The organism is Algoriphagus aquaeductus, from assembly GCF_003253485.1.
Classification (GTDB): domain Bacteria; phylum Bacteroidota; class Bacteroidia; order Cytophagales; family Cyclobacteriaceae; genus Algoriphagus; species Algoriphagus aquaeductus.
The window spans coordinates 196,701-222,547 of sequence record NZ_QKTX01000004.1; the positions used below are offsets into that span (position 1 = coordinate 196,701).

General features: G+C 45.9%; 17 protein-coding genes. 4 read left to right on the forward strand and 13 right to left on the reverse strand.

The window, feature by feature from the left end; genetic code table 11:
• Window positions 1–87: 87 nt before the first annotated feature.
• Window positions 88–2,475, reverse strand: a complete 2,388-nt coding sequence (gene ppsA / locus CLV31_RS07190; RefSeq protein ID WP_245943344.1) for a phosphoenolpyruvate synthase — start codon at window positions 2,473–2,475, stop codon at window positions 88–90.
• Window positions 2,476–2,599: 124 nt separating this feature from the next.
• Between ppsA and CLV31_RS07195 the strand changes: the two genes are divergently transcribed.
• The 3 genes from CLV31_RS07195 to CLV31_RS07205 all read left to right on the forward strand — a co-directional run bounded on the left by CLV31_RS07195 (window position 2,600) and on the right by CLV31_RS07205 (window position 5,188).
• On the forward strand, window positions 2,600–3,196 hold the full coding sequence (locus CLV31_RS07195) for a DUF2911 domain-containing protein (RefSeq protein WP_111392385.1): 597 nt from the start codon (window positions 2,600–2,602) through the stop codon (window positions 3,194–3,196).
• A 103-nt stretch (window positions 3,197–3,299) separates the two neighbouring features.
• Entirely contained in the window at window positions 3,300–3,956 is a 657-nt protein-coding gene (trhA, locus tag CLV31_RS07200; protein ID WP_111392202.1) for a PAQR family membrane homeostasis protein TrhA, read from the forward strand.
• Window positions 3,957–4,084: 128 nt separating this feature from the next.
• A complete protein-coding gene (locus CLV31_RS07205; RefSeq protein WP_111392203.1) occupies window positions 4,085–5,188 on the forward strand; it encodes an acyltransferase family protein in 1,104 nt (367 codons plus the stop codon).
• Here the strand turns inward: CLV31_RS07205 and CLV31_RS07210 are convergent.
• The 12 genes from CLV31_RS07210 to CLV31_RS07265 form a co-directional block, all read right to left on the reverse strand.
• Window positions 5,178–6,497, reverse strand: coding sequence for an ATP-binding protein (locus CLV31_RS07210; protein ID WP_111392204.1), 1,320 nt, complete (start codon window positions 6,495–6,497; stop codon window positions 5,178–5,180). The two genes, CLV31_RS07205 and CLV31_RS07210, sit on opposite strands and share 11 nt — an antisense overlap.
• Before the next feature lie 169 nt (window positions 6,498–6,666).
• Window positions 6,667–7,698 (reverse strand): proline iminopeptidase-family hydrolase, encoded by a 1,032-nt coding sequence (locus CLV31_RS07215; protein WP_111392205.1) that lies wholly within the window; start codon window positions 7,696–7,698, stop codon window positions 6,667–6,669.
• A gap of 161 nt (window positions 7,699–7,859) precedes the next feature.
• The gene (locus CLV31_RS22035; protein ID WP_245943345.1) at window positions 7,860–7,979 is read right to left on the reverse strand and encodes a type II toxin-antitoxin system YoeB family toxin; all 120 of its coding nucleotides are present in this window, start codon (window positions 7,977–7,979) and stop codon (window positions 7,860–7,862) included.
• Between the two features lie 146 nt (window positions 7,980–8,125).
• Entirely contained in the window at window positions 8,126–8,386 is a 261-nt protein-coding gene (locus CLV31_RS07225; RefSeq protein ID WP_111392206.1) for a hypothetical protein, read from the reverse strand.
• A 226-nt stretch (window positions 8,387–8,612) separates the two neighbouring features.
• Window positions 8,613–9,779, reverse strand: coding sequence for a Gfo/Idh/MocA family protein (locus CLV31_RS07230; protein WP_111392386.1), 1,167 nt, complete (start codon window positions 9,777–9,779; stop codon window positions 8,613–8,615).
• Between the two features lie 171 nt (window positions 9,780–9,950).
• Window positions 9,951–10,973, reverse strand: coding sequence for a sugar phosphate isomerase/epimerase family protein (locus CLV31_RS07235; protein ID WP_111392207.1), 1,023 nt, complete (start codon window positions 10,971–10,973; stop codon window positions 9,951–9,953).
• A gap of 185 nt (window positions 10,974–11,158) precedes the next feature.
• A complete protein-coding gene (locus CLV31_RS07240; protein WP_111392208.1) occupies window positions 11,159–12,367 on the reverse strand; it encodes a cupin domain-containing protein in 1,209 nt (402 codons plus the stop codon).
• Between the two features lie 162 nt (window positions 12,368–12,529).
• Window positions 12,530–13,591 (reverse strand): aldose 1-epimerase family protein, encoded by a 1,062-nt coding sequence (locus tag CLV31_RS07245; RefSeq protein WP_111392209.1) that lies wholly within the window; start codon window positions 13,589–13,591, stop codon window positions 12,530–12,532.
• A gap of 207 nt (window positions 13,592–13,798) precedes the next feature.
• Window positions 13,799–14,590 carry a 3-keto-disaccharide hydrolase gene (locus tag CLV31_RS07250; protein ID WP_111392210.1) on the reverse strand — a complete coding sequence of 264 codons (792 nt, stop codon included), beginning with the start codon at window positions 14,588–14,590 and terminating at the stop codon, window positions 13,799–13,801.
• Complete coding sequence (locus CLV31_RS07255) at window positions 14,587–17,268, reverse strand: c-type cytochrome (RefSeq protein WP_111392211.1); 2,682 nt, start codon at window positions 17,266–17,268, stop codon at window positions 14,587–14,589. Before CLV31_RS07255 ends, CLV31_RS07250 begins: the two co-directional genes overlap by 4 nt.
• A 233-nt stretch (window positions 17,269–17,501) precedes the next feature.
• Window positions 17,502–19,013 (reverse strand): RagB/SusD family nutrient uptake outer membrane protein, encoded by a 1,512-nt coding sequence (locus tag CLV31_RS07260; RefSeq protein WP_111392212.1) that lies wholly within the window; start codon window positions 19,011–19,013, stop codon window positions 17,502–17,504.
• A 43-nt stretch (window positions 19,014–19,056) separates the two neighbouring features.
• Window positions 19,057–22,092: a SusC/RagA family TonB-linked outer membrane protein gene (locus CLV31_RS07265; RefSeq protein ID WP_245943356.1), complete on the reverse strand. Its 3,036-nt coding sequence runs from the start codon at window positions 22,090–22,092 to the stop codon at window positions 19,057–19,059.
• A 400-nt stretch (window positions 22,093–22,492) separates the two neighbouring features.
• On the opposite strand from CLV31_RS07265, the gene CLV31_RS07270 reads away from it, so the two are divergent.
• The gene (locus CLV31_RS07270) at window positions 22,493–25,672 is read left to right on the forward strand and encodes a PVC-type heme-binding CxxCH protein (protein ID WP_111392214.1); all 3,180 of its coding nucleotides are present in this window, start codon (window positions 22,493–22,495) and stop codon (window positions 25,670–25,672) included.
• Window positions 25,673–25,847: the final 175 nt, after the last annotated feature.

Genomic DNA, 25,847 nt, shown 5'->3' on the forward strand with positions numbered 1-25,847 from the left:
CCATTGATTTACAACAACTTATTTCAATCCAAGCTTACTTTTTACCATTTACCAATCACACTACTACAAACTGAGGCTGCCAACAAATCACTTCTTCTCCGCCTCCACCATATTCTCAATCCCTTTCAACAAGGCATCGGCATTAAAGGAAATGCTATCAATACCTTGAGCAATCAGAAACTTGGCAAACTCCGGTCGATCACTCGGCGCCTGACCGCAAAGTCCGATTTTTTTACCCCTTGCCTTTGCGACACGAATTACCTCAGTGATCATCCACTTGACAGAGGCATTATTTTCATCAAACAACTCTCCGAGCACTTCCGAATCCCGGTCCACTCCAAGGGTGAGTTGAGTCAAGTCATTGGAACCAATGGAGAAACCATCGAACAGCTCGGCGAATTCTTCTGCCTGAATCACATTGGAAGGAATCTCGGCCATGACGTAGATTTCGAGGCCATTTTCCTCTTTCATCAAACCCAGCGAAGCCATCAAATCAAGGACTTTTTTGCCTTCCTCGGGTGTGCGACAAAATGGAATCATCACTTTCAGATTTTCCAATCCCATTTCATCCCTCACCCGCTTCACCGCGGCACATTCCAACCCAAATCCTTCCCGATACCGCTCGTGGTAATAGCGCGAGGCGCCCCTGAAACCCAGCATGGGATTTTCTTCTTTTTCCTCAAACTGCCTTCCTCCGATCAGATTGGCGTATTCGTTGGACTTGAAATCACTCATCCGGAGGATGACATCTTTGGGATAAAATGCTGCCGCAATGGTCGCCACCGACTGAGCCAACTTGTCCACGAAATACTCCTTCTTGTCCGAATAATCCTGGCACAGCGACTCGATCAGCGCTTTTTCCTCCTGATTTTCCAACTGATCAAAATCGACCAAAGCCATGGGATGAATCCGAATTACTTTGTTGATCACAAACTCCATTCGCATCAGGCCGACACCCTGATTGGGGAAAAAGGAAAGGTCGAATGCCTTCTCGGGATCGGCCAAGATGAACATGGGTTTCGTTTTGGGAAGCTGCATTCCCCTGAAATTATGTTTGGTTTCTTTCCAGTTGAGTTTGCCTGAATAGACTTTCCCCATTTTGCCCGAAGCATTGTCTATCGTGACCAAATCACCTGTTTTAAGAGTTTCGAGCGCATTTTCTGCTCCCACGATCGCCAAGGCACCTACTTCCCTAGCTACTATGGCGGCGTGGCTGGTTCGACCACCTTTGGCGGTGATGATAGCCGCAGCCTTCTTCATGATCGGATCCCAATCGGGATTGGTGATTTCGGTCAGAAGAATTTCTCCTTGCTCCAAAAGGTCAGATTCGGCGGGAGAATGAAGAATTTTGATACGTCCTGAGGTAATTCCATTTCCGATGGCATAGCCTGAAGTGAGCAAATGACCGGACTCTACCAGGGTAAATTCTTTAAGTAAAAAAGGATCTTTTTCAGAGTGAATCGTCTCTGGTCGGGCTTGAACGATGTAAAGTTGGCCGTCAATACCATCCTTCGCCCACTCAATATCCATGGGCATTTGGTAATGTTTTTCAATTTCCACAGCCCATTGGCCCAAGGTTTCAATTTCCGAATCATTCAAAACCAATTCCCGCTGCTTAGCAGGATCTGTATCCAAATTGATCACGCCGCCTGATTCGGAGTAGACCATGGTCTTAGTCTTTGAGCCAGCCTTTTTGGAGAGGATGGCACTTTTTCCTTTTTCGAGGGAAGGCTTAAAAACCAAAAACTCATCGGGAATGACGGCTCCTTGGACGATATTTTCACCCAACCCCCAGCAACCGGTAATCAAAACGGCGTTTTCAAAACCGGTCTCAGGCTCGATGGTAAAAATCACTCCGCTACTCGCCAAGTCTGCCCTGACCATGGCCTGCACTCCCACTGAAAGCGCTATTTCGTGCTTATCAAATCCTTTGTCGTGTCGATATTTGATTGCCCGTGCATTGTAAAGCGAGGCAAAACAGAACTTGACCTTATCCAAAAGTGCCTTTTCCCCACGGATATTCAAAAAAGAATCATGCTGTCCCGCAAAACTCGCTCCCGGCAAATCCTCCGCTGTGGCGCTGCTTCGTACGGCCACATCAAGTTCTCTACCGGCCTCTAGACAAAGACTTCGATAAGCAGATCGGATCTCAAGTTCAAGCGACTCGGGAATTTTCCCCAATAGTATTCTTTCTTTGATGGTCTGGGACACTTCCCGGAGGTTGGAAAAATGCGCCCGATCCAATTCTCTTAAGCAATCCAAGATAAAATCCTCAAGCCCGTTTTCGAAAAGAAACAGTCGATATGCCTCTGCTGTCACCGCAAAGCCATTGGGAATATGAATTCCAAGGGGATTGAGTTGCTGGTACATCTCGCCGAGGGAGGCGTTTTTTCCGCCGACTTTCCCCACATCTTGGATTCTTAATCGGTCAAAGGAAATAATCAAGTCATGCATGGCCTTGGTATTGGTAGACATAAACCTAATCACAAGCCTTTTGAATAACGATGATAAAAGTCAGCTGCAAGCCTTATTTTAAACGGCAAACAACCATCTGTTTTTTTTGTTAGCTTCACAAACCGAAACCCAAATCCAACAAATCATGAAAAACACCAAACTCTTTTTAATGGCCTTCGCGCTGTTTATTACCTCCTCATTTGCCGCTTTTGCCCAGCTTCAGCAGCCTGCCTTGAGTCCTGCTGCGCATGTCTCTCAAACGGTAGGCTTCACCCAAATCAGCATTGACTACTCCTCTCCTGCGGTAAAGGGCCGCAAAATTTTCGGTGAAATCGAAAAATATGGAGTGACGTGGAGAGCAGGAGCCAACGCACAAACCGTGATCGAATTCAGCACAGGTGTAAGTGTTGGCGGAAAAAACCTAAGAGCCGGAAAATACTCCATCTTCATGACTCCAACCGAGTCGGGTGACTGGACTGTACATTTGAACAGCAAAGCAGCTTCCGTTTTTGCCTATATGAAAGACGGTAAAATCGACGAAGAAGCCGTAGCCAAAGACGATGCGGTATCCTTCAAAGCAACCACTGAAAGAGGCGGAAAAACCGAACGCTTGCAGTATCACATCTCTGCCAACGACAATAAGGTGGCTCACATCACCATGGCCTGGGAAGGCGTAAAGGTGACTTTCCCGGTAGACACGCAGGTCGACCAGAAAATGGAACAGTTTAAGACTCAGTTCTAAACTCCCTATTTAAGGAATTAAGGCCTATTCTGAAGAGGATAGGCCTTTTTCTTTGCATAACATTTAAATTTACTTCATAAAAAATCCTGCATTCTATCTGAAAATGCCTCCTAAAAACCCTACAAAACCTCCAAAAAGAGCTCAAACAACTGCAGAGGAATGGGCAAACTCGTGGTCGCATGGTGTTGGATTGATTTTGGGGGCGATAGGGATCCCCTTTCTTTTGGTCCATGCCTTGGAATCTCAAAATCCGGGAACTTGGGTAGGAGCAGCGACTTTCAGTTTAGGAATACTCATGGTGTATGGTTTTTCAACAGCCTATCACGCCTCAAAAAATCCCAAGAAAAAAGCGAGACTCCAAGTCATGGATCATGTGTCCATTTATTTCCTGATCGCCGGTTCGTACACGCCGATGATCTTGGCGATTTTGAAAATGGACACAGCCCTTATCTTTCTCAGCATCATTTGGGGCTCTGTGTTGGTTGGGACGTTTTTCAAACTCTTTTTCACCGGAAAATTCAAAACGCTATCGGTCATCATCTACCTGACTATGGGCTGGTTGGCGGTGTTTTTTATCCAGGATTTAGTGGAAAAAATCTCCTGGGAAACGCTGACTTGGATAGGTATTGGCGGCTTGAGTTACACCATTGGAGTGTACTTTTATGTGAAAAGTGAAAAGCTCTACTACCATACTATTTGGCACCTCTTTGTGATGGGAGGCACAGCGGCTCATTTTGTGGCAGTGTATCAATTGGCATAACTTGAGCTATCTAAAACCAACATTTCAAAATATTCTTTTGCAAAAAGGAATTTCACCATTCCGTTTATCACAATTTCGTCGAGGTTAGCGATCCATCTTTTATCTTCAAATCAACCAATAACCTCACTATGACTGCACTTTCACCCAACCCAACCCAGCGGCTGGTTTCGCTGGATGTCTATCGTGGACTGACCATGTTTTTGCTGGTGGCCGAAGCTGCCTTGGTTTATGATGCTTTTTTGGAGCTTTTTCCTGAGGGGCACAGCCTGCATCCGCTTTTCCTCCAATTCACCCATCACGAGTGGAATGGGCTGCGGTTTTGGGATTTGATCCAACCTTTTTTCATGTTTATCGTGGGTGTGGCGATGCCTTTTTCGCTCAATAAAAGGCTGACACTCTCGGAAGATCGAAGCAAAGTGACCCTGCATATTTTAAAGCGCTGTTTGATTTTGTTCCTGTTTGGAACAGGTCTCCATTGTGTCTATTCGGGGAAAATGGTCTTTGAACTTTGGAATGTACTGACCCAGCTTTCCTTCACCATTTTGGTCACTTACTTCCTACTGACCAAAGGGTGGAAAGTCCAGCTTGGGGTTTCATTGGGACTTTTGGCTTTGACCGAAATACTCTACCGGGCCTACAATCCCGAGGTTCCCTTTGAGCACGGCACCAACTTTGGCAACTATACGGATCAACTCCTGATGGGCAAAATCAATCGGGGCGGCTGGGTGGCCATCAATGCGATTCCGACAGCTGCCCATACGATCTGGGGAGCCATTTGCGGAAATCTGCTGCTTTCGGCCAAGCCCGCTTCTGAAAAAATCAAAACCATCGCCTTGGCCGGAGTTGCCGGATTGGTGATTGGATACGGGTTGGATTTGGCTGGAATCACCCCCATTATCAAGCGAATCAGCACGGTTTCCTTTGTATTTACCTCTGGGGGATGGGCCTTGGTGGCCTTGGCCTTTTTCTACTGGTGGGTGGATGTCAAGAATCGCAGAAAAGGCATTTTCGCGTTTTTGATCGTGGGCATGAACTCGATTTTCATCTACCTATTCGCAGAAATGCTGGGAAGATGGATGAATAAAACGGTCGGAATTTTCACCGGAGGAGTCTTTGGCTGGATGGGATTAGGCGAACACGGACTGTTCCTGATTGCTTCCTTGGGTGCCTTGACAGCCATGTGGGGACTATGCTATTTTCTGTACAGAAAAGGGATTTTCTTTAGGATTTAGGTCTTTCCAAATCAAGGTACTTGGCCAAATATGAAACCGCATACAGCGGGAAATTGGTCATCCAAGACTCTTTTCTGAAATCAGACATCGATGTTCGGACTGGAAAAGTATCCGGATAATTTTCTGCGACTACCTTTAAGCTTTTGGCCTTTAGATTTTCTTCTGCCTTCACCTCCAAAGGAACCACAGTCCCTTGATCCTGAAGGATAAAATCGAGCTCAGCCACACCTCGTTCTGCTGACCAATAATACAGGGTATGCCCCGCGGTGATTAATTCCTGTAGAACAAATTGCTCAGTCAGCGAGCCCTTGAATTCCGTAAAAAGTCGATTGCCCTCCAAAATGGATCGGGCATCCAAATCTACCATGGCTCCCAAAATCCCAACATCCAATAGGTAAACCTTAAAAGCTGAAAAATCCTCATACGCTTTCAAGGGCATTCCAGGCTTGCTTACTCGGGAAATTTTATGAATCAGTCCGCAGTCGCGAAGCCATTCCATGGCCAGTTCAAATTCTTTAGCACGGGCACCTTGCCTTAACTGACCAAAAATGAACTTCTTATTTTCCTTAGCCAACTGACTAGGAATTGAATTCCAAATCATTCGAATCCTGTGAACCACCTCAGCAGGAGCATATTTGGAAAAATCCTGTTCATATGCCTCCAAAATGCGCCTTTGAATAACCCTTACTTCAAAAAAATCCTGTTTTTCGGCATAGGTTTTAACTGCCTCAGGCATTCCTCCGATGAAATAGTAGGTCCTAAGGTGATAAATCAGTTTTTCACGAAATGGAGACAAAAGACTCCAATCCAAACTGGAAACCAGGCTTGCCAAGGATTTTTCACCTATCGCTTCCAAAAACTCGGAAAATGAAAGAGGATAAAGATCCAAGAACTCAACTTTTCCAACCGGAAATGAAGTGTTCTGGTGCAAAGCTACTCCGAGTAAAGAACCCGCTGCAATGATGTAATACTCTGGCAACTGCTCCTGAAAATACTTCAAAGAGGTCAAGGCATCCGGACATTCCTGAATCTCATCAAATATCAACAAGCAGTTTTTGGCATCGATAGATTTTCCGAGTTGAATCTCTAAACCCTGAATAATCCGGGCCAAATCCAATCCCTGTTCAAACAGAAGCTTGGCCGTACGATTCATCTCAAAGTTGATGTAGACCAAATCTGAAAAGTAAGTGGAGCCAAACTCTTTCATTAGCCAAGTTTTGCCCACTTGTCTAGCGCCTCGGATGATGAGTGGTTTTCTGCCCTCAGTATCCTTCCAAGTCAGTAGCTTATGTAAAAGTTTCCGTTCCATTTTCTTGATTTACAACACAAAGAAAGGGAGTATTTACATTTTTTCAAACGAATAAATGTGAGATATCACACTTTTTCAAATGAAAAAATGTAAATCACAACAATTTTTCAAACGAATAAATGCAATTACAAACCCTCCAAAGGATCAAATCCCTTAGAGGGTGGAAGACTTACTTTCCAAAACTGCCCGAATCCACATCTTTGATAAACTGGATCACACCGGGGAAAAAGTGCTCCGGATCATCGTATTGGCTAAAATGGCTGCCATTGGGACAGAGTAAAAATCGCCCATTGGCTACTTGGGTTGACATCCATTCCATGTGTTTGGGATCCATGGTGTCGTGGGTAGCACCAACGACCAAGGTAGGAACCGTGATATTTTTCAGTTGATTTTTGACGTCCCAGCCTTTCAGACTCGCTCCGGGTGTGATTCCAAATTCACTGTAGCCCTGCATAAAGACATACACATTGGGATTGACCTGCTCCATAGTTTGGTTGATTTCGGCAGGCCATTGATCCAAAGGCATTCGCAGCACATGCTGAGGATAGTGATGCTTCATCAGCAACTCCATGTAGCGGGGATTTTCAAAATCCATTTTTTTCTCGATTTCCATCACTTCAGCAAAGACTTCTCTGGGCATTTGTGGCCCGAGAACTTCCTTGGCATATTTCTCATATTCATCCAGGCTGGACATCATATTGCAGATGATCAGGCCTTTGAGTTTGTCCTGATGCTTCAGCGCATACTCCATGCTCAGCATCCCTCCCCATGACTGCCCCAAGAGGTAGAAGTTGTCTTTATTCAAACCTAAAGCGGTTCTTACCTGCTCTACTTCATCCACAAATCGCTCGATCGTCCAAAGCGTGGAATCCTCCGGCTGATCGGAATGAGCCGAGCCCAACTGATCATACCAAATAAATTCGATCCCTTGCTGAGGAAAGTGGTCCTTGAAATTGGCGTACTGCAAATGCGACATCCCCGGACCTCCGTGCAGAAGCAAGACCTTCATCGTCTGATTGTCTCCAACCTTCTTGGTAAACACCTTGAATTCACCTTTCGGAGTTTGGATCGGAATCATCTGCACACCTTCCTTCAGAACCACAGCTGTGGAGTCGGACTGAACCTCTTCCGTTTGGGTTTGGGATTGGCAGGAAAAAAGCATTCCAGCCGCTGCGATAAACAAGTAATACAGTTTGTTCATGGTCTCTTCGTTTTTAGGATCAGGTCAAATTAGGGGAAAGAAAGATGGGGTTCAAGCTTCTTTTTTTGAGTTGCCTTTTGCAAAATGAAAAAACCCAAACCTTTCGATTTGGGTCCATAAAGATTGGATGTTTGATGACGCTATCACTATCATTGAAGTACCTAATAATGCCCAAAAGCTGAAACCACAGTGACTATCACTCTATGTCCATCAATAGAATAAACCAGGCGATGCTCTTGATTTATCCTTCTAGACCATAGTCCCGAAAGATTGTTTTTCAAACGCTCTGGCTTACCTGTACCTATTTCTGGATGCTCTTAAAGTTTTTCGAGAAGTTTTTTCAACTTCCTTAATAAGGGTTTATTGCCGGATTGAATGATCTTCTCTATATCCTTAATAGCATCCGGCAAATAAACAATTGTGAACCTCATGTAGCACCAAAAAGCTTCTTGATGGCTTCTTGCGATAACTTTACCGATTCAACGGACCCAATTTCTATCTCCTTTTTTCTTCGAAGTATCTCCTTTACATTTTCAGGATTGTCAAAAAAAGGATCCCCACTCGGAGAAGGATTTTCACTTTTCGCCAATTTCCATTCCCGGTAGCTCAACTGATACTTGCGAGCCAGCTCCCTAAATTCATCCAATATCTCAGGACTATCAATCTCTATTTCAAACAGTTGCTTCATTTTATAAATTTACAATTTAAGTTTTCAACGATTTAAGTCCGGAGAATGGTTCGATAAATCTGAGATAGAAAGCTATAAAAACTACACTCAAGTTCCCCTAAAATGGAGGTTGATTTTTCCTGTATCACGAAAAGATGTCTCCTCATGAAACACAAAAGTCAATTTAGAAAAAGACCCAAACCTTTCGATTTGGGCCTTTAGCTTTCTTATTTCAAACTTTATCCTTTCACACCTTTTCTACCCACTCCACGCCGGTATCTTTCCAAGCCCGGTCTCGGGCTGAATCCAACACCGCTTCGCACACTTTTTGGGTTTCAAAAGCATCTCGGAACGTCGGATGGCAGGGTTCTCCGGATTGAAGGCTGTAGAAGAAGTCAGCTACCTGATGGATAAAGGAATGTTCATATCCGATCGAAGTTCCAGGAATCCACCAACGGTTCATATACGGATGATCTCCGTCGGTGATGTGAATCGATCTCCAGCCTCTTACTTTGCCTTCGTCGCTATGATCAAAGTATTCCAATCGGTTCATGTCATGCAAATCCCAACGGATCGAAGCATGCTCCCCGTTGATTTCTAAGGTATAAAGTGCCTTATGACCACGGGCATAGCGGGTGGCTTCGAAAAGTCCCAAAGAACCGTTGTCAAAATGGCAATGGAAAATACACGCATCGTCAATTCCGACTGCCTGCTTTTGTCCTGTACCTTGATGAACACGCTCCTTCACAAAGGTTTCGGTCACCGCCGACACATCTTTGATACCTCCATTGATCCACATCGCCGTATCCACGCAATGTGCCAGCAAATCACCGGTAACCCCCGAACCTGCCGCATCTACGTCCAACCTCCAAAGGGCATCTCCTCCTTGAGGAAGATCCGGATTGATGGTCCAGTCCTGAAGGAAATTGGCTCGGTAGTGAAAAATCTTACCCAACTTTCCGGAAGCCACAATGTTTTTAGCCAAAGTCACCGCCGGAATCCTTCTGTAGTTGTACCAAACGGTATTTTTCACGCCAGCTTCTTCGACGGCTTTGAGCATGCCTTCTGCCTCAGCTACCGTTCTAGCCAAAGGCTTTTCGCAGAGAATCATTTTACCTGCTTTCGCAGCTGCGATGGCGATTTCGGCATGGGTATCATTGGGTGTGCAGATGTCTACTGCATCGATATCGTCCCGCTCAATGATTCTTCTCCAGTCAGTTTCGTAAGAAGCGTAGCCCCAACGCTCTGCAAAAGCTTTTGCATTAGCCTCTCTTCTGGAGCAACAAGCCTGAAGTACAGGGACATATTCGTATTCCGGGAAAAAGTCTGCCAGACGCTTGTAGCCATTGGTATGAATTCGGCCCATCAGTCCCGTACCGATTAAGCCTACTCGGATTTGTTTTTTATTACTCATGATTGAATGATTTAAAGATTGGAAAATTGAAAGATTTGAAGATTGAAAGATCTTTAAGGTGGGAAAATTGGAAGGTTTTGAAGTTTCCGTTCCAAAAACGTCGATCTCCAAAACAAACCTCAACACTTTCCTGAAGCCCGTAAATCTTACTTCGTAACTCGTATATCAGCCTTACCATCCATGTGCTTCCCGCACCTTGACCATGGCGGCGAGGATGTCATTCCAAGTTTGTTGCTTTTCCATCACCGCATTGGGGAACATACAGCCATCCCAGCAGATGTGAGTCATAGCTTTGGTCAGGTTGCCATCACCATCTCTCAGCCAGTAGCCTGCATCATGGGCGATATCCAATAATCCATTTGGATCGGTTGCTTGGCAGTGACGGCCGGTCTTATCGTGTGAACCTGAACCAAAAACAGAACCATCATTCTGAGCCACATGGAAATCGATCGTCCAAGGCCGAAGGGCGTCGGTTACCGTTTTTAGGGCAGCTTTGATCACTTCACGATCTTTCAAATCTGCATCTGCAGGAAGAATACGATGCTCGGGAGCATTGTAGCCCATGGTGTAAAGGAAGGTATGGGACATATCTGCCTGGAAACCCACATTTTTCCGGTCAGTCATTTCCAAAAGCTCCACCATGTGCTTCCAGCTGTGCATCCCACCCCAGCAGATTTCTCCTTCGGCGGCAAGTCTTTCACCAAATCCTGCAGCCACATCAGCAGCTTCCTGGAAAGTCCGGGCAATCAGCTTGGAGTTTGCCAAAGGATCTTTGGCCCAGTCGGATACTCCGGCAGCGGAATCGATTCGAACTATCCCGTAGTCCCGCACACCCAATTCCTTCAGTTTTTGTCCGAATTCGCAGGATTTGCGAACCATCTCGACAAAGGTCTTGCGCTGATCGGCTGTACCCATAGCCGAACCTGCCCAGATTGGAGCCACCAGAGACCCTACTTTCAAATTGTGCTTGGCAACTTTATCGGCAAGTCTTTTGGGCTCGTCCGGATCATCCAGATTGAAGTGTGGCTCAAGTAAACCTACATCGATTCCATCAAATTTGACTCCGTTGACTTCGGCAGCGGCAGTCATGGAAAGAAGCGTATCAAAAGGAATGACCGGCTCAGAATCCGGCCCTTTTCCTACTAAGCCAGGCCAAGTGGCATTGTGGAGTTTCGGGAAATTGTTCATGGTTATGTTGAGTTTATTGTTGATTAGTTGAGTTAAAGTTTGTCCGATGTCCGTTGTCGGAGACCGATGATTTTAAGAAGGGAGACAGAAGATGGAAGACCGAAGCATCACAAAATGAACCATTCTATCTAAATCTTAGGTCTAGCGTCTTGTGTCTTACGTCTTATGTCTTATGTCTTATATTCTTCTTCTCATCCAACCACCAAATCCGGATTTCTCGGACCGAAGTGCTTCAGCATCACAATCGGGTCAGTTTTGGACAGATTGGTGATCTTCACACCGGCTTTGGCAGCATCTTCAGACACAAAATATTCGTCATGAGTCAATTGACCAAAGCGGATCAAAGCAGGGGTCTCGATATCCCACACGCCCATTTTGCCATAGCCCTGCATCATGATCATGCCATAAGCAGCCGCATCTTTGATGACCAGGGTTTGACCAGGAAATACAGTCAGCTCCTTGGCGCTGTAGTCATGTGAACGGTAGCAAATCCAGTTTTCATGATAGCCGGCAGCATTCATTTCTGCGACAGCATGGACTGGTTTTGGCTCCATGTAGTGATTATCCATTAAGTTCGGATTCACATTCAGATCCCAATCGATCATTTCTACCAGCAATTCATAGTCACCCCAGCGGTTTTTTGGTGTGGCATTCCAAAGCAATTCTTCCGGGATAATCGCTTCGTTGACCAATGACTGATACATCGCGAAAATATCAGAGGCCTTTTGAGGCTCGTAAGTACAAAGCGATCCCGGAGCATGAAGCATTCCCGGAGGCACATCCCAACCTGTACCCGGCTGAAGTCGGAAGGCTTGGGAGTAATTGGTGATTTTGTTATCGCCTTTGGTGAAGTTTTTAAGACAATCCAGGATCGTATCCTTGCTGGTGCCTGGAGCGATTCCAAAGAAGGTGTAAGGAAAGTCTCCTCCATGATTATTCACTTGAGGAGGAAAATAGTAGGCCTCTGGTTTTCCGTTTTGGTTGGTCAACTTGCCAAATTCATCCGATGGGTGAATGTGGTGAGGCAATGGGCCCATGTTGTCAAAAAACTTGGAATACATCGGCCAGGACTTGTACTGATCCCAAAGTCTGCTCCCGATAATGGAGGCGCCTAACTCATCGATGGCGTCCTTTAGCAGGAAAAGCTCCGTTTTGCTTCCATCCTGATAGGCAATATGGCTCAATCCTTCGTTTTTGGAAGTCAAAGGGCCGTTTTCAGCCGGAGTAGTAGACGAGAACCAACGCTCGTCGATTCCTCCACGCATACCCCCAAAGGAATAGTAATCATCGGGATGAAGCTTGATCCGTCTTCCGGGCACACAGAATGAGCGTGGAACCCAAGTTGGGGTCAATCTTAAAATACCTTCGCCCTGTTCCAGGGCCTTTTTTGCTAAACTCATGGTATAGGTTATTGGGTTATTGAGTTATTTTTTATTGTTCAGTGTTCATTATTCAGCGTTTTACATTCGATGTTCAGAAAGTTCAAAGTTCGAAGTTCGAAGTTCTTGGTTCAAGGTTTCCATTCTAGGAAGAGGTCGTAAATCGTAAATCTCCCCCGATAGCTATCGGGGCGTAAATCCCTTCGCTTTTTCTCCTGTCAGCACTTCCAAAAGCAAATCGTAGGTTCTGCTTTCTCCGGGTTCCAAAAGGATTAGGGTTCCATTTTCCCTTGCTGCTGCCTGACCAATCGGCGGATGTGTGGCCGGTTCAAGAGCCGTCACGTATTCATTTTTCCCCCAATGCTGCCAGTTGATCAGCCAAGGCATTTGGGTTTTGGAAAAGGTAATCTTGAGCGCCAGTCCAAGTTGGTCATTGGCATAGCCACAAACCACTTGATTATTCGCATCGGCTTTTGGATCGATAAAAGCCACATCCTCTCCAAAACCGGCATGCTCATCCATTGGAGGTGCGCATCGGGTAAACTCATATTCCTGATTGAACTCGGTATTGTTGGCGTCAGTTGGCTTTGGCTTTTTATCACCCTTCCAAACAATCCTCGTTCCGTCATCGATCAAAGGCCAGCCACAATTGATATGATACAGGATCATGTGAGGTGCGGGGGCATTTCCACAGTTTGTCACGGTGTCTTTGATTCGGATCTCGGGCGAACCGATGGTACCCGAAATGAATCTGAGCATCTCTAAGCTTGGTCCAAACGTAGTGGTTTCTCTTACTTTAGCCACAATCTCAAAGCTTAGATCTCCTGTAAAAATATCAGGCTGCTTGATCGAGATCAGTTCCGCTGGAGTATTGGAAAAGTTGCCATGCAGCCCTCTGGAACCACTTGCATCAGTATTTGGCGGACCTGCATTGGAAAGCCCACAGGTCGTCAGGAGCCCTCCGCCAAAGGTTCTCAGCCAGTCAATTCCCTGATTGGAAAAAGGCTGTGGAGCGGTAAGACCAGCATGAGAAATCCAAGCCAGGCTGCTTTCATTAAAGAAGGCATCCAAAATATCCATGCCTCTGTCCAGCACCAGTTTGTAGCGGAGACCAGTTCCTGTATTGACCCAAGCGATGCGAACTCCCCGACCGGGACCATTATCCACGATGGAGGTTTCGATTCCGCCGAGTTGATGGGAATTGGAGAGTTTATGTTTCCAGTTTGAAGGATTTGCTAGGGTCATTTGGGGTTGATCAAAGAATGGGTAACCTATAAAAAAGCCATTCGGAGACTATCCTGCCCTATGTGGGTGCTCCGACAAAGCTTGGGTTTAAATTAAAGAAAAGGGGAAACAGAATTTTGCCATTGGTAAAAAAGAGAAGAAAAAAGTGCCCTAAAAAAGAAAAGACGCCAAACTGAATCGGCGTCTTTATTCCTTTTTACCCAATTACTATAATTTCTTGAGTTGAATGTTTTTAAACATGACTTTCATCGGAGGCCCAACGTGCACTTGGAATCCCATCAAGCCTTTCAGCATCCGGTTTTTGGAGTCTTCGTCATGGACTTCGCTCATCAGGGTACCGTTGACATAATGCTTCATGACATTTCCTTTAGCCACAATGTGGATGGTATTCCAATCCCCTTTTTTGATCAGATTTCCCAACTCTGCACGATCTCCAAGTTCCTCCACGAGGTTCAGCCCTTTCCAGGCATTTCGTTCCACAAATCCACGAACTTCAGAAATCGAATCAGGCTGCGAAGTAATTTTTGTTTTCTGTCCTCGATAAGCCAATGTAGTGCGCTTTCGCTCTTCATAATTCTGCCCGGTATAGCGATTTCCCCCATCAATGTCTGCCTGATAGCCACGAAGGGCATAAGGAACCTCCGTAAATCGGTCACTGCGGTACTGAACCCCTGAATTTCCAGCTTCGGATATCCAATAATCCACTTTCAGTTCAAAATCTCCGAGTTCTCCACCTTTCCAGATGATGAAGGTATTGTTTTTTAAGACCGTCTCAGGTGTAATTTCTCCCACCATCGCTCCGTCTTTTACCGACCAATAGACAGGATCGTACTCCCAGCCTTCCAGACTTTTTCCGTCGAAAATTGATTTAAAATCGGCTTGGAGGCCCGAATTTTCCTCAACCTTTTCTGTCGGAGTCTGACAAGTCCAGTTGACCCAGGCAACCGTAGCCAAAGCAGCTACGGTTACCCAGGTTTTATTTGAAAAGAGCCCAATCATTTTTGTGCAGTAGGTTGTTTGTAAACCGCATGATCTGGATTTCCACCGGAGATCAAGTAAGCCATCAGGTCTTTGAGTTCTTCCTCATTCAGTCGATTAATCAAACCAGGCATCATGATGGATACATCCGCATTTTTCTTCAGTACCACGGTGTTTTTAGGCACTGTTTTGATATCATTTGGCGCAAAAGGATTCTGAGAGATGTAGTAGTTCTGCGCATCTTCATCATTGATTTTACCGACAATGGAGCCTCCGGCTTTAAGCTCCAAAACCGTAGCATGATACTGATCCGAGATGGTTTCGCTTGGATTGATCGTAGCCACCAAGATGTCTTTTGGAGAGAATCGGGTGCCCAATTGGGTCAAATCCGGACCGATAGCGCCGCCTTCACCCTGCATGGTATGGCAGGACTGACAAAGGACCGCGGCATACATGGCCTTACCTTTTACCAAATCACGACCAACCAAATTGGCCATCAAAGGTTCCGCTTCTTCTACAGTCCAGCGACGGCCTGGACCTTCTGGCTGCACTCCGGTATTTGCAATATCATTCCCACTGGCAGTAAGCAATTTACCACCGGACATTTCATCATATTTCTCGAAATCGGCTTTGTCTACAGATGCTAAAGCCATTTTTCGGGCACGATCCAGGAAGCCCACATAGCTTCTTCCTCCTTTGTAGGCGGTGAGCGCATGATTGATCCATTTGAAGTATTCCTCACGCTGAGCCGCAGTCCAGCCTTTGTCCGCTCCACCCAACACGGTAGCATAGAAAGTCGCCTGTGCAGGGGGTACATTGGCCAGCATATTGGCGATGTCCAATCCGTATTGTGGATTTCTGAAAATCAAATCTGAAGAAGAAGTAAAGGTCTTCTGGTAATCAGGATCATCTTTGGCATTTTTTAGAAGGGCCAAAGTTTTCTCAACCGCACTTGGCGCATCCAAATGAACCATCAAAATCGAAAGCGAGCGATCCAGCATGTTGTCATTAGCCGGATAATTTGGATCCAAATAGGCAATCAATTGCTGCTTAACCGGCTCCGCACCCTTATCATAGCGATACAAAATCACCTCCATGGTTCGTAGCAAATCCTGCTTGTCTTTGGCAGAAAGCGCCTTATAATCGATTTGCATCAAACTGTTGAGCATAGCTGCGGCATCAGCATCCGTGGCATGATGTGCCAAAGCCAAAATAGCGTGAATCTTTTTTGCAGGATCTGCCTCAGCAATAGCCTTGTCTTTCCAAGTTGCCACGGGCTGATGCTCCAATACGATTCGTGCGGCATATTGCACATAACGATCCGCATGCCCCAGCTGGGCCCAAGCTTTCTCCAAGCCATCTGCGGGCGCTCCTGCTTTGTGATATTGCTCAAGCTCTCTTCTTAGTTTGGCTTCCTGAGGAAGATCGGCCTCTGTCAAAGGCACATGGGTATCCAATTCGCCTTTGTAATAAACTCTATAGAGATCAGACTCCAATCTACGTCCACCGGTAGCAAAATACATGGCACCGTCAGGCCCGATGATTCCGTCCGTCAGGGGAAGTGGTGAGCCGGAAATAAACTCTTCCGCGGTGGCATCATATGTAGCACCGTTTGGAGTCAGGTGAATGGCATAAATAATCCCAAAACTCCAGTCAAATGCGTAGAGCGCTTTTTTGTATTTGCTTGGGAAATTGGCATTGAAAGCAAACATGGCGTTGGTCGGAGAACCTTGGCCGATATTGAGTACCGCGGGCAAATTGTCCGGATAGTTGGGTGCCCACTTGGAATTGCCTGTTCTCCAGCCAAATTCCGATCCGCTGGTAGCGTGATTGATACGGGTTGGGCGATACCAAGGCATCCCGAAGTCCCATTCCATATCGGCATCATAGGCGAAAATATCCCCCACTTCATTGTAATCGAAGTCAAACGCATTTCGGAAACCTGCTGAGATCAATTCCCACTCTTTTCCTTCCGGATCGATTCGTGCTATCCACCCCCCCGGTGCCATCCGATCATTGGCATGACCTCTTGGATCTTTGATCAGCGGAAAGAGATTATCCTCTTGCCATACTTTTGGAAGTCGATAATGGTTCATTTCCGGCACATCCACGTGGTTGCCCGCGATCAGGTAGATGCCTTTTCCGTCTGGAGTCACTTTCATGGAGTGTGGTCCATGCTCGCCCTGCTGCCCTTTGAGTTCACGAATCTGAGTAATGCTTTCAAACTGATCATCCCCGTCCAGATCCTGGATTCTATACAAGCCGGTTGGCTGGCTAAACCGTGCATTGGGATTGTGATTGACCATCACATACAGGGAATTGAATGCATAAAGCAAGCCTTGGGCATAGCCCATCCCAACGAGTGAATCAGGAACATTACCTACGATGAGTTTTTCCACTTTGGGCTTCACGGTGGAATCAGAGCCGATCGGAGGCAATTCCAATCGGTACAAAAATCCATATTGATCCGAGGTGATCATTCGGCCTTTGTCATCAAAGGTCATGGCTACCCAGGATCCTTGGTCATTTTCTCCAGGGCTGTAAAGCAATTCTGCGACAAAGCCATCGGGAAGCTTGAGTTTGTCAATTTTGGGGTTTCCGGTAAGCTGCCGGCCTTCTTCCTTTTTGCCGCAGGCGAAAACAAGCAACGCAGCTGCTCCGAGAAAAAGGAGATTTTTTAAAGTGCTTTTGAGGAACATATTATTTTGGATTTAAAGCTTTTCGAGTAATTCTATTGCATCGGATTCAAATTGGGAAATATTTTGAGGGATCAAAAGCCACTCACGAAGGCTATTTACTTTTTGTCAAGAAATTAACTGTCCTGCTATTTCGGGGTAGCGCTACTTTTTCCACCAATGGTAAAAAATAACCCAGCATCAGGGGCTTTTCGGGGAAAAGCAGATGCCGGGCTATTTGAATTTAGAAAACCAACTTAGAAAAACGGACTCAAATCAGATTCAGCTGCAGGATATGGATAAAACTTATCCAAGTTTGTAAACACGTTGTTTCTTGGTACTGCACCTGGGATTGGAGGGAAATAGTAATCGAGTGGATTCGCCACAATTCTTTGTCCGTAAGGGACGATGATTTCCTGGATACGGTCAGTTCTGATGATATCAAACCACCTTTTATTTTCAAAAGCAAGTTCTACCCGTCTTTCTTTGAAAATGGCTTCTCTCACTTGGGTTTGGCCAGCTGCTGTAGAGGCAGCCAATCCCGCACGGGATCTTACCTGGTTCAAAAGCCCCAAAGCTTCACCGGTTTTTCCCTGTTCATTTTGTGCCTCTGCCAAAAGGAGTAAAACCTCCGCATACCGATAGACTGGCCAGTTGACACCATGATTATTGTGCTGGGCATGATTATCCTGGAACTTCTTAATGATCGGAGTAGTCTTGTTCGGGCCTGGTCTGCCTGAGACCGTGATAAACATGATCGAAGCATCTTTTCTCAAATCCCCGGGTTCATAAGCGGCAATGATATCCGGCGTAGGAATATTATTTCCCTGACCATCGAGAGGCTGAGGATTGGATGTATTAAATAAGGACCTCACCTCGGCCACTGTCAGAGGATAAGGCAAATGCTGATATAAGAAATTGCCCTGAAGACCATCCGGTCCTTCTCGAAACTGAATTTCAAATACCGACTCTGCATTATTCTTATTGGTGGTATTTTTTGGAAAAGCCATGGCGTAGGAAGACATCAGCGAATATTGCCCAGAGGAAACTACCGGGGCTAATACTTGCTCGGCATCAGCCCATCTTTTCCGATAGATAAATACATCTCCGAGCAAGGTTCTAGCGGCTCCTTGGGTGACTCTTCCTGGAAGCTGAGCAGACTTCTGAGGAAGCAAAGGAATGGCATCTGTCAAGTCTTTGATAATCTGATCAAAAACCGCAGCTTCCTCTGACAAAGGAAGAGCCGCCCCTTCTCTACCCGGAACTGGGGTAAGGTGCAAAGGAACTTTTCCAAAATATCTAACCAAATGGAAGTAAGCAAAGGCCCGAAGGAACAGGGCTTGACCCTTTACATTATTCTTGGAATCCTGATTAAAATTCACCGCATCGATGGGTGCCAAAACCTGATTGGCTCTGGCAATGATCAGATAGAGCCCTCTCCAAGCGCCAAGCACGTTGGTATTTGGTGTGGTCCCATTGCTCACCGGAACTGAGAAATCAGCCAAATTTTCAGCGTTTTCAACCGCGCCAAAAAGGACATTTCGCATGTAGAAGGTATTATCCGAATGCAGCTCTCCCAAAAGCCAAGCTGGCCCATTGTAATAGGCTCGCAAAGGAGCATATGCCCCATTGACAGCCTGGACAAAATCATTTTCTGTTTTGAAGAAAGTTGCCGAACTCAGCTGAGTCTCGGGTACAATCGTCAGGAAATCGTCACAACTGGTGAAGGTCATCAGCAGGACAAGAAGTAGGATGCTATATTTTTTCATTTTTAGTTCAGTTTAGGAAGTAATCAACAACAAGATTGGTCGATTAGAAATTGATGTTAGCTCCAAAAGTGATGGTGCGTGGCACCGGATAAGGACCCAAATCAACTCCAGGACTTAGATTTCCTCCGTCTCCCTGACCATTACCCTGCATACTCACCTCTGGATTTTGCCCTCCCCAATAGTTGGTGAAAACGAGCACGTTCTGAGCAGATGCATACAAACGCGCCGAACGAATCGCTTTAGGAAGTTTGGTAAAAGTGTATCCTAAGGTGATGTTTCTTATGGTAAAGAAGGATGCATCCCAAACGAAGTTACTGTTGGGCCAGTCACGCTCGATACCGGTTACGTTCCCTCCACCTACAGTGGTTCCGAAAATTCCTTCCCCCGGATTATCAGGAGATCTAAACCGGTCCTTTGCTTTTCTGACCATATTGAATACCCCGTCAAGGTTAGCCAAAGAATATAAATGTCTCATGTAAAGGTCCTGTCCATGCGAACCAGAGCCCACAATACTCATATCCCAATTTTTCCAGTTGAAATTATTGGTGATACCATAGGTGAAATCAGGGAAAGGATTACCGATGATTTGACGGTCATCACGATCTCCACCGAAAGTGATCACACCATCTCCGTTAAAATCTTCCAGCTTAATACTGCCGACAGTAGATCTTCCGGGAATTTTTGGGGAATTGGCCAAATCCTCTGCATTCGCGTAATTTCCAAGTTTTTTAAGCCCATAAAACTGTGCGAAAGGCTTTCCCACCTGAGTAATGTGGAAGGAGCCATACACTCGATCAATCCCATCTGCTAATTCCAGAACTCTATTTCGGTTGAAAGAAAGGTTGGCATTGACCGTCCAACGGAAGGCACCGGTGGTAGGAACTGCATTGATTTGGAATTCATGACCCCAAAATTTGATCTCACCGATATTGTCATTGAAATTGGTGAAGCCTGACTCCTGTGGGATCTGAACTGCGTATAGGAGGTTGGTGGTGTTTTTGACGAAATAGTCATAGCCAAAAGAAATTCGATCATCTAAGAATCCAAGGTCAAAACCTACGTCCATCTGTGCCGTAGTTTCCCAACCCAAGTTTGGATTATCCAAGGAGGTAACCGCGGCTCCAGGGGTCAGGGTGTTCCCAAATGCCACGTTTACGGTATTGTTGACCAAGGCATATTGAGTATAGTTACCGATGTTGTTGTTACCGGTGATTCCGTAGCTGGATCTGATTTTTGCAAATGAAATGGTGCTATTGCCTTTCAAAAACTCCTCATCAGACAATACCCAACCTACTGAGGTGGAGGGGAAAATACCCCAACGATTGTTTGAACCAAAACGGGACGAACCATCTCCTCTGGCTGATGCGGTAAAGAGGTATTTACCTTTGTAGCTGTATGTAAATCTGGAGAATACCGAAGTAAGGCTCCACTCCTGCACGTTATTGAATGTGCCCCCTCGATTAATATTCACCGCCGCTTGGGTGGTTAAGATACGATCATCTGCATAGGTATCAGACTGAACTCGGTATATATCAAGTCTGAATCGCTGATTGGAGAAACCTGCCAACATTTCAAAATTATGATCACCTATTGTGTTCCTGTAGGTAGCGATATTTTCATTTAGCCAAGACATGTTGTTATTAGTCTCCCGGATAGAAGAAGCTACTGTTGGAATAGCCACGTTTATCGCAGAGGTGGCCGTCGAAGGATTGGAGAAGAAGAACCTTGAGTTATTCAACTCCACATTGAATGTGGACCGAAATGACAAATTCTTAATTGGCTTCCATTCCACATAGGAAGTGGTCAAAAGATTTAATCTGGTGGTTTCGTTGGTAAGTTCTTGAGCTGATCTTACCCAGTTTGGATAGGCGAAGATATTTCCTGTCTCTGCAGGAAAACGATTAAACAAAGTCAATTCTCCATTCTCATCTCGGATGGGCATCACAGGCCAAGTGTGCAGCGCATTGAAAATAATACCTGTTCCACGGTCACCATCAGATCTAGGCGTATTGTCAAACACATAGTTTGGTGCCACATTGACCCCAATGTTCACTTTATCAGAAAGCTGATAATCCGTATTTAATCTCAAGGAAAACCTTTTGAAATCAGTATTAACGACAACTCCTTTTTGATCAAAAACACCCACAACAGCGGAAGTATTTACCCGCTCCTTATTTGAGGTCAAAGTCAGATTGTAGCTTGAAATCGGAGCGGTCTGAAGCAAAGCATCATACCAATCGTTATTTTGTCCTCGGTAGATCGACGGATCACTGAAAACTTGTGGCACGGTCTGCCCCGCATCTTCATAATATTCCTTCTTGAACTGTGCAAATTCTTCTGCATTCATCATTTCAAGACGTCCTCTCATCGGTACTTTTTGGAAACCGGTAAATACGTTCAGGTTTACGTTGGTTTGCCCGGCTTTTCCCTTTTTGGTAGTGATCAATACTACCCCATTGGCTGCTCTTGAGCCATACAATGAAGTGGATGCCGCATCCTTCAAGACAGAAATATCGTCGATTTCGTCCGGGTTGATGGAGTTGATGTCCCCCGTGATCGGGAAACCATCCACCACATAAAGCGGCTCGCTACCACCTGAAACAGAAAGTTGCCCTCTGATTCTCACCTGCATGCCACGCCCGGGCTGTCCGGTTGTTTGGTTGATTTGAACCCCGGCTAGTCTTCCCTGGAGTTTTTGGGCGATCGTGGAGACAGGCATATCTCGAAGCTGTGCCCCGCCAATGGACTGGATCGCCCCGGTTACTTCTTTTTTGATTTGACTACCATAGCCCACTACCACTACTTCAGAAAGATCAGAAGTAGAAAGCGATAGAGAGATGTTGTAGGTAGTCTGCCCCCCTACTACTGGAACTTCTTTAGTGGTGTAGCCTACAAAACTTACTACCAGGACATTTCCCGCAGTAGCATCGATGGAGAAAGTACCATCGATGTCAGTCACAGTACCTTTTTGGGTGCCTTTGATAAGCACAAGAGCACCAGGAACAGGCTCTCCCTCGGAGGTGACTACCCCTGTTACTGTTTGGGCCTGTCCAAAACTCAGCAAGCTTGTGCAAAACATAAATAATAAAAACCCGACAAGCCGGATTTTTACCTTAGATAGATAGTGGTTATTCATATAGGTGGGTTTAAAGTATTGAACAATTACCGACTCAATTTCTTTATTCCCCACCCATACTCTATCCTGTCGAATCCTGCATAAAACACAGAAAATCAAGACATAATAAGCAGGACACTACAGGACACTACCACTTATCGGAGGCAAATATGGAATAACAAAATCCAAAAGGCCATTTGGATAATATCAAAATATATTCAGGATAGAGCAGGACACTTCTTGCTCTTATTTAGCATACAAATGATTTGTTTTCAATTCTTAAATAATCAAATAAGAATTAATCCAAATCATTGAATATTGCTCTCAAAGTATCTATTATTATTGCTGATTGTAACCTTTCACTATGAAACATATCCTAAAGGCAAAATGGCAATTTATTATTGTCCTTTTTCTATTCCTTTCCTTGGGATGCACCCCTGAAAAAACCTTAGACCTACAGAAAAATGCCAGCATCGCTCTTGTCGGAAACAACCTGGGTTCCCGTATGATGGAGTTTGGCCTATTCGAAACCGAAATACATCTCCGATATCCGGACAGCACGCTGTTTATCCGGAATCTTTGTGATCCCGGAGATACACCTGGCTTCCGCCCCCGATCAGCATCCAAGGATCCTTGGGCATTTCCGGGTGCAGAAGATTTTCAAGACGAATATGCCACCTATTCCGATTCCCAAGGCTTTTTGGAAAAGCCCGACCAATGGCTGACACGGCTCAAGGCAGACATCGTGGTGGGATTTTTTGGATTCAATGAATCCTTTCAGGGAAAAGATAAACTTCAAAACTTCAAAGAAGAGCTCGAAGCTTGGGTCATTCACTCCAAAGCCCAACAGTACAATGGCAAATCTGCCCCACAATTGGCTTTGGTTTCCCCGATTGCTTTCGAAGATCTGAGCGCAGTCAAAGACGTACCGGATGGAAAAAAGGAAAACGAAATCCTGAAACTCTACACCGAAGCTATGGCTGAAGTGGCCAAAAAGCATGAGTTGGTTTTTGTCAATGCTTTTGAACCGAGCCAAAAATGGTATTCAGGCAGGGAGGAACCGCTGACGATTGATGGCACACAGCTGAATGAAGCGGGCTACGCCAAACTTGCCGAACTCTTGGCTGACAAGCTTTTTGGTAAGTCCGAACGAAAAGCCGAAGCAAACCGTGAGCTGATTCATCAGGCCGTAATGGAGAAAAACTGGCTTTGGCACAATGACTATAAAATCCCCAATGGAGTCCACGTGTACGGACGGCGATATGACCCATTTGGACCCGATAATTACCCTTTTGAGATTGAGAAAATTCGTCAGATGACTGCTATCCGGGATACGGCCATCTGGGAAGCCAACCTTGGAAAAGTAAAAGATCTAACCGCTGCAGATGCCAAGACAAGATCATTGCCTGAGGTAAAAACGAACTACAACCCTCAAGCAAACGGAAGCCTGGAATACAAATACGGAGAGGAGGCCTTAAAAACTATCAAAGTACCTGAAGGATATAAATTGGAGCTTTTTGCTTCCGAAAAGGAATTTCCCGACCTGGCTAATCCGGTTCAACTCTCCTTTGATAATAAGGGACGCCTCTGGGTAGCCACCATGCCAAGCTATCCGCATTACAAGCCCGGTGATCCCAGACCTTCCGACAAACTCATCATTCTCGAAGATACCGATGGTGATGGCAAAGCCGATAAGCAAACCACTTTTGCTGACAACCTTCACCTTCCAGTTGGGTTCGAAATCGGTGCTGAAGGCGTCTATGTCTCCCAAAGCCCTAATCTGATCCTCTTGGAGGACACCAATGGAGATGATAAGGCTGACAAAAAAACGATCCTCCTTTCCGGGTTTGACGATCATGACACCCACCATGCCATTTCGGCTTTTACCACTGATGAAAGTGGGGCTATTTATATGGCCGAAGGAGTCTTTTTGCATACCAACGTAGAAACTTCTTATGGTCCGGTGAGAGGAACCAACGGAGGATTTTACCGCTACGAACCCAAACGCCACAAGCTGGAGCGGGTCAATCAGGTAAGTATTCCCAATCCTTGGGGGATCGCTTTTGATGACTGGGGGCAAAACTTCTATGCGGAAACCTCCGGGCCCAATGTCAACTGGATGCTTCCGGGTTCTACGTTGCCCCGCTATGGCAATTCCAACTTCAAAGGACCGAATCTGATCGAAAAAGACCACATGGTAAGACCGACATCAGGATTGGAATTTATTTCGAGCAGACATTTCCCGGATGATATCCAGGGAGATTTGATCATCAACAATACCATCGGCTTCCTGGGGACTAAGCAGCACCGTATGATCGAGGATACGGTTGGTTTTACATCCAAATGGAGACAGGATTTGATCGTTTCTTCCGACCGAAATTTCCGCCCCGTAGATATGGAGATCGCTCCGGATGGATCGCTCTACATCGTGGACTGGCACAATATCCTGATCGGCCACATGCAACACAATGCCCGCGATCCACTGAGAGACCATGTGCATGGCCGAATTTACCGATTGACCTATCCTTCCCGACCTTTGGTCACTCCGGCAAAAATCGACGGAGCCAGCATCCCCGAATTGTTGGAGAATTTGAAACTTCCTGAATACCGATCCAGATACCGTACCCGCCGCGAACTGAGAGGCAGAGATGCTGCCGAGGTAAGCACTGCGGTAGAAAAGTGGGTGGCTGGACTGGACAAAAACGATCCGAGATACGAGCATCACCGACTCGAAGCCCTTTGGGTGACCTGGGGTGCCAATAAGGTGAACCAAACCTTGCTGAAAGACTTGTTGAAATCAAGCGATTACCGAGTGCGGGCAGCTGCCACTCGGGTAGTCCGATATACGGGGCACCAAGTCAAGGATCAAACAGCATTACTGATGGCAGCGGCCAAAGATCAACATGGAAGAGTACGTATGGAAGCCATCGCAGCCGCATCTTGGCTGCCTAGAGAAATCGGCACGCCTATCTTGGCAGAGGCTGATAAGCAGGCTAAGGATGCTATTTGGATTCCTCGAACCCTGGAAACTGCCGTCGCACACATCAATGGGCTGTCCGTACAGCAGAAAAAAGAGGAAGATATCAAATCTTCATTGACGGGTTCGGATCGAGAACTGTTTGTATTGGGTAAAGAAATCTATGCCAGGGAAGGCTTCTGCGGCACCTGTCATCAGATGGACGGGGGTGGCTTGACTGCTTCCCAATTCCCTCCACTGCGCGGGACTCCTTGGGTGACCGGAAGTCCTGAGCGTTTGATCAAGATTGTGTTGAAGGGCGTTATGGGCCCAATGGAGGTTGCCGGAAGAGAATATCCCGGACAGGTTCCGATGACTCCCTACGAAGGCATGCTCAACGATACCGAAATAGCCGCCGTCTTGACCTATGTCAGGAATTCCTTTGGCAACCAAGCCTCACCTATTTCACCGGATCTGGTGAAAAAAGTAAGGGATGAGGTCAAAGACAAGGAAGGCTTCTGGAACCCGGCGGAACTGCTGAAGATGCATCCGATGGAACTGCTGAAGATGCATCCGATGGAGAAATAGTTGGAAGTCGGATGTCAGATGACCGATGTCCGATGAATGTTCGACGTTCGTTATTCGATATTCGTCTTTATTGAGTGATTGGTGGCATGGTTTTTTAGATCATTCCACCAATACTTGTTTAAGGAACCCATTATAAATTCAGATTTGAGGTTCCTATTTCGGTCGTATATCCAAA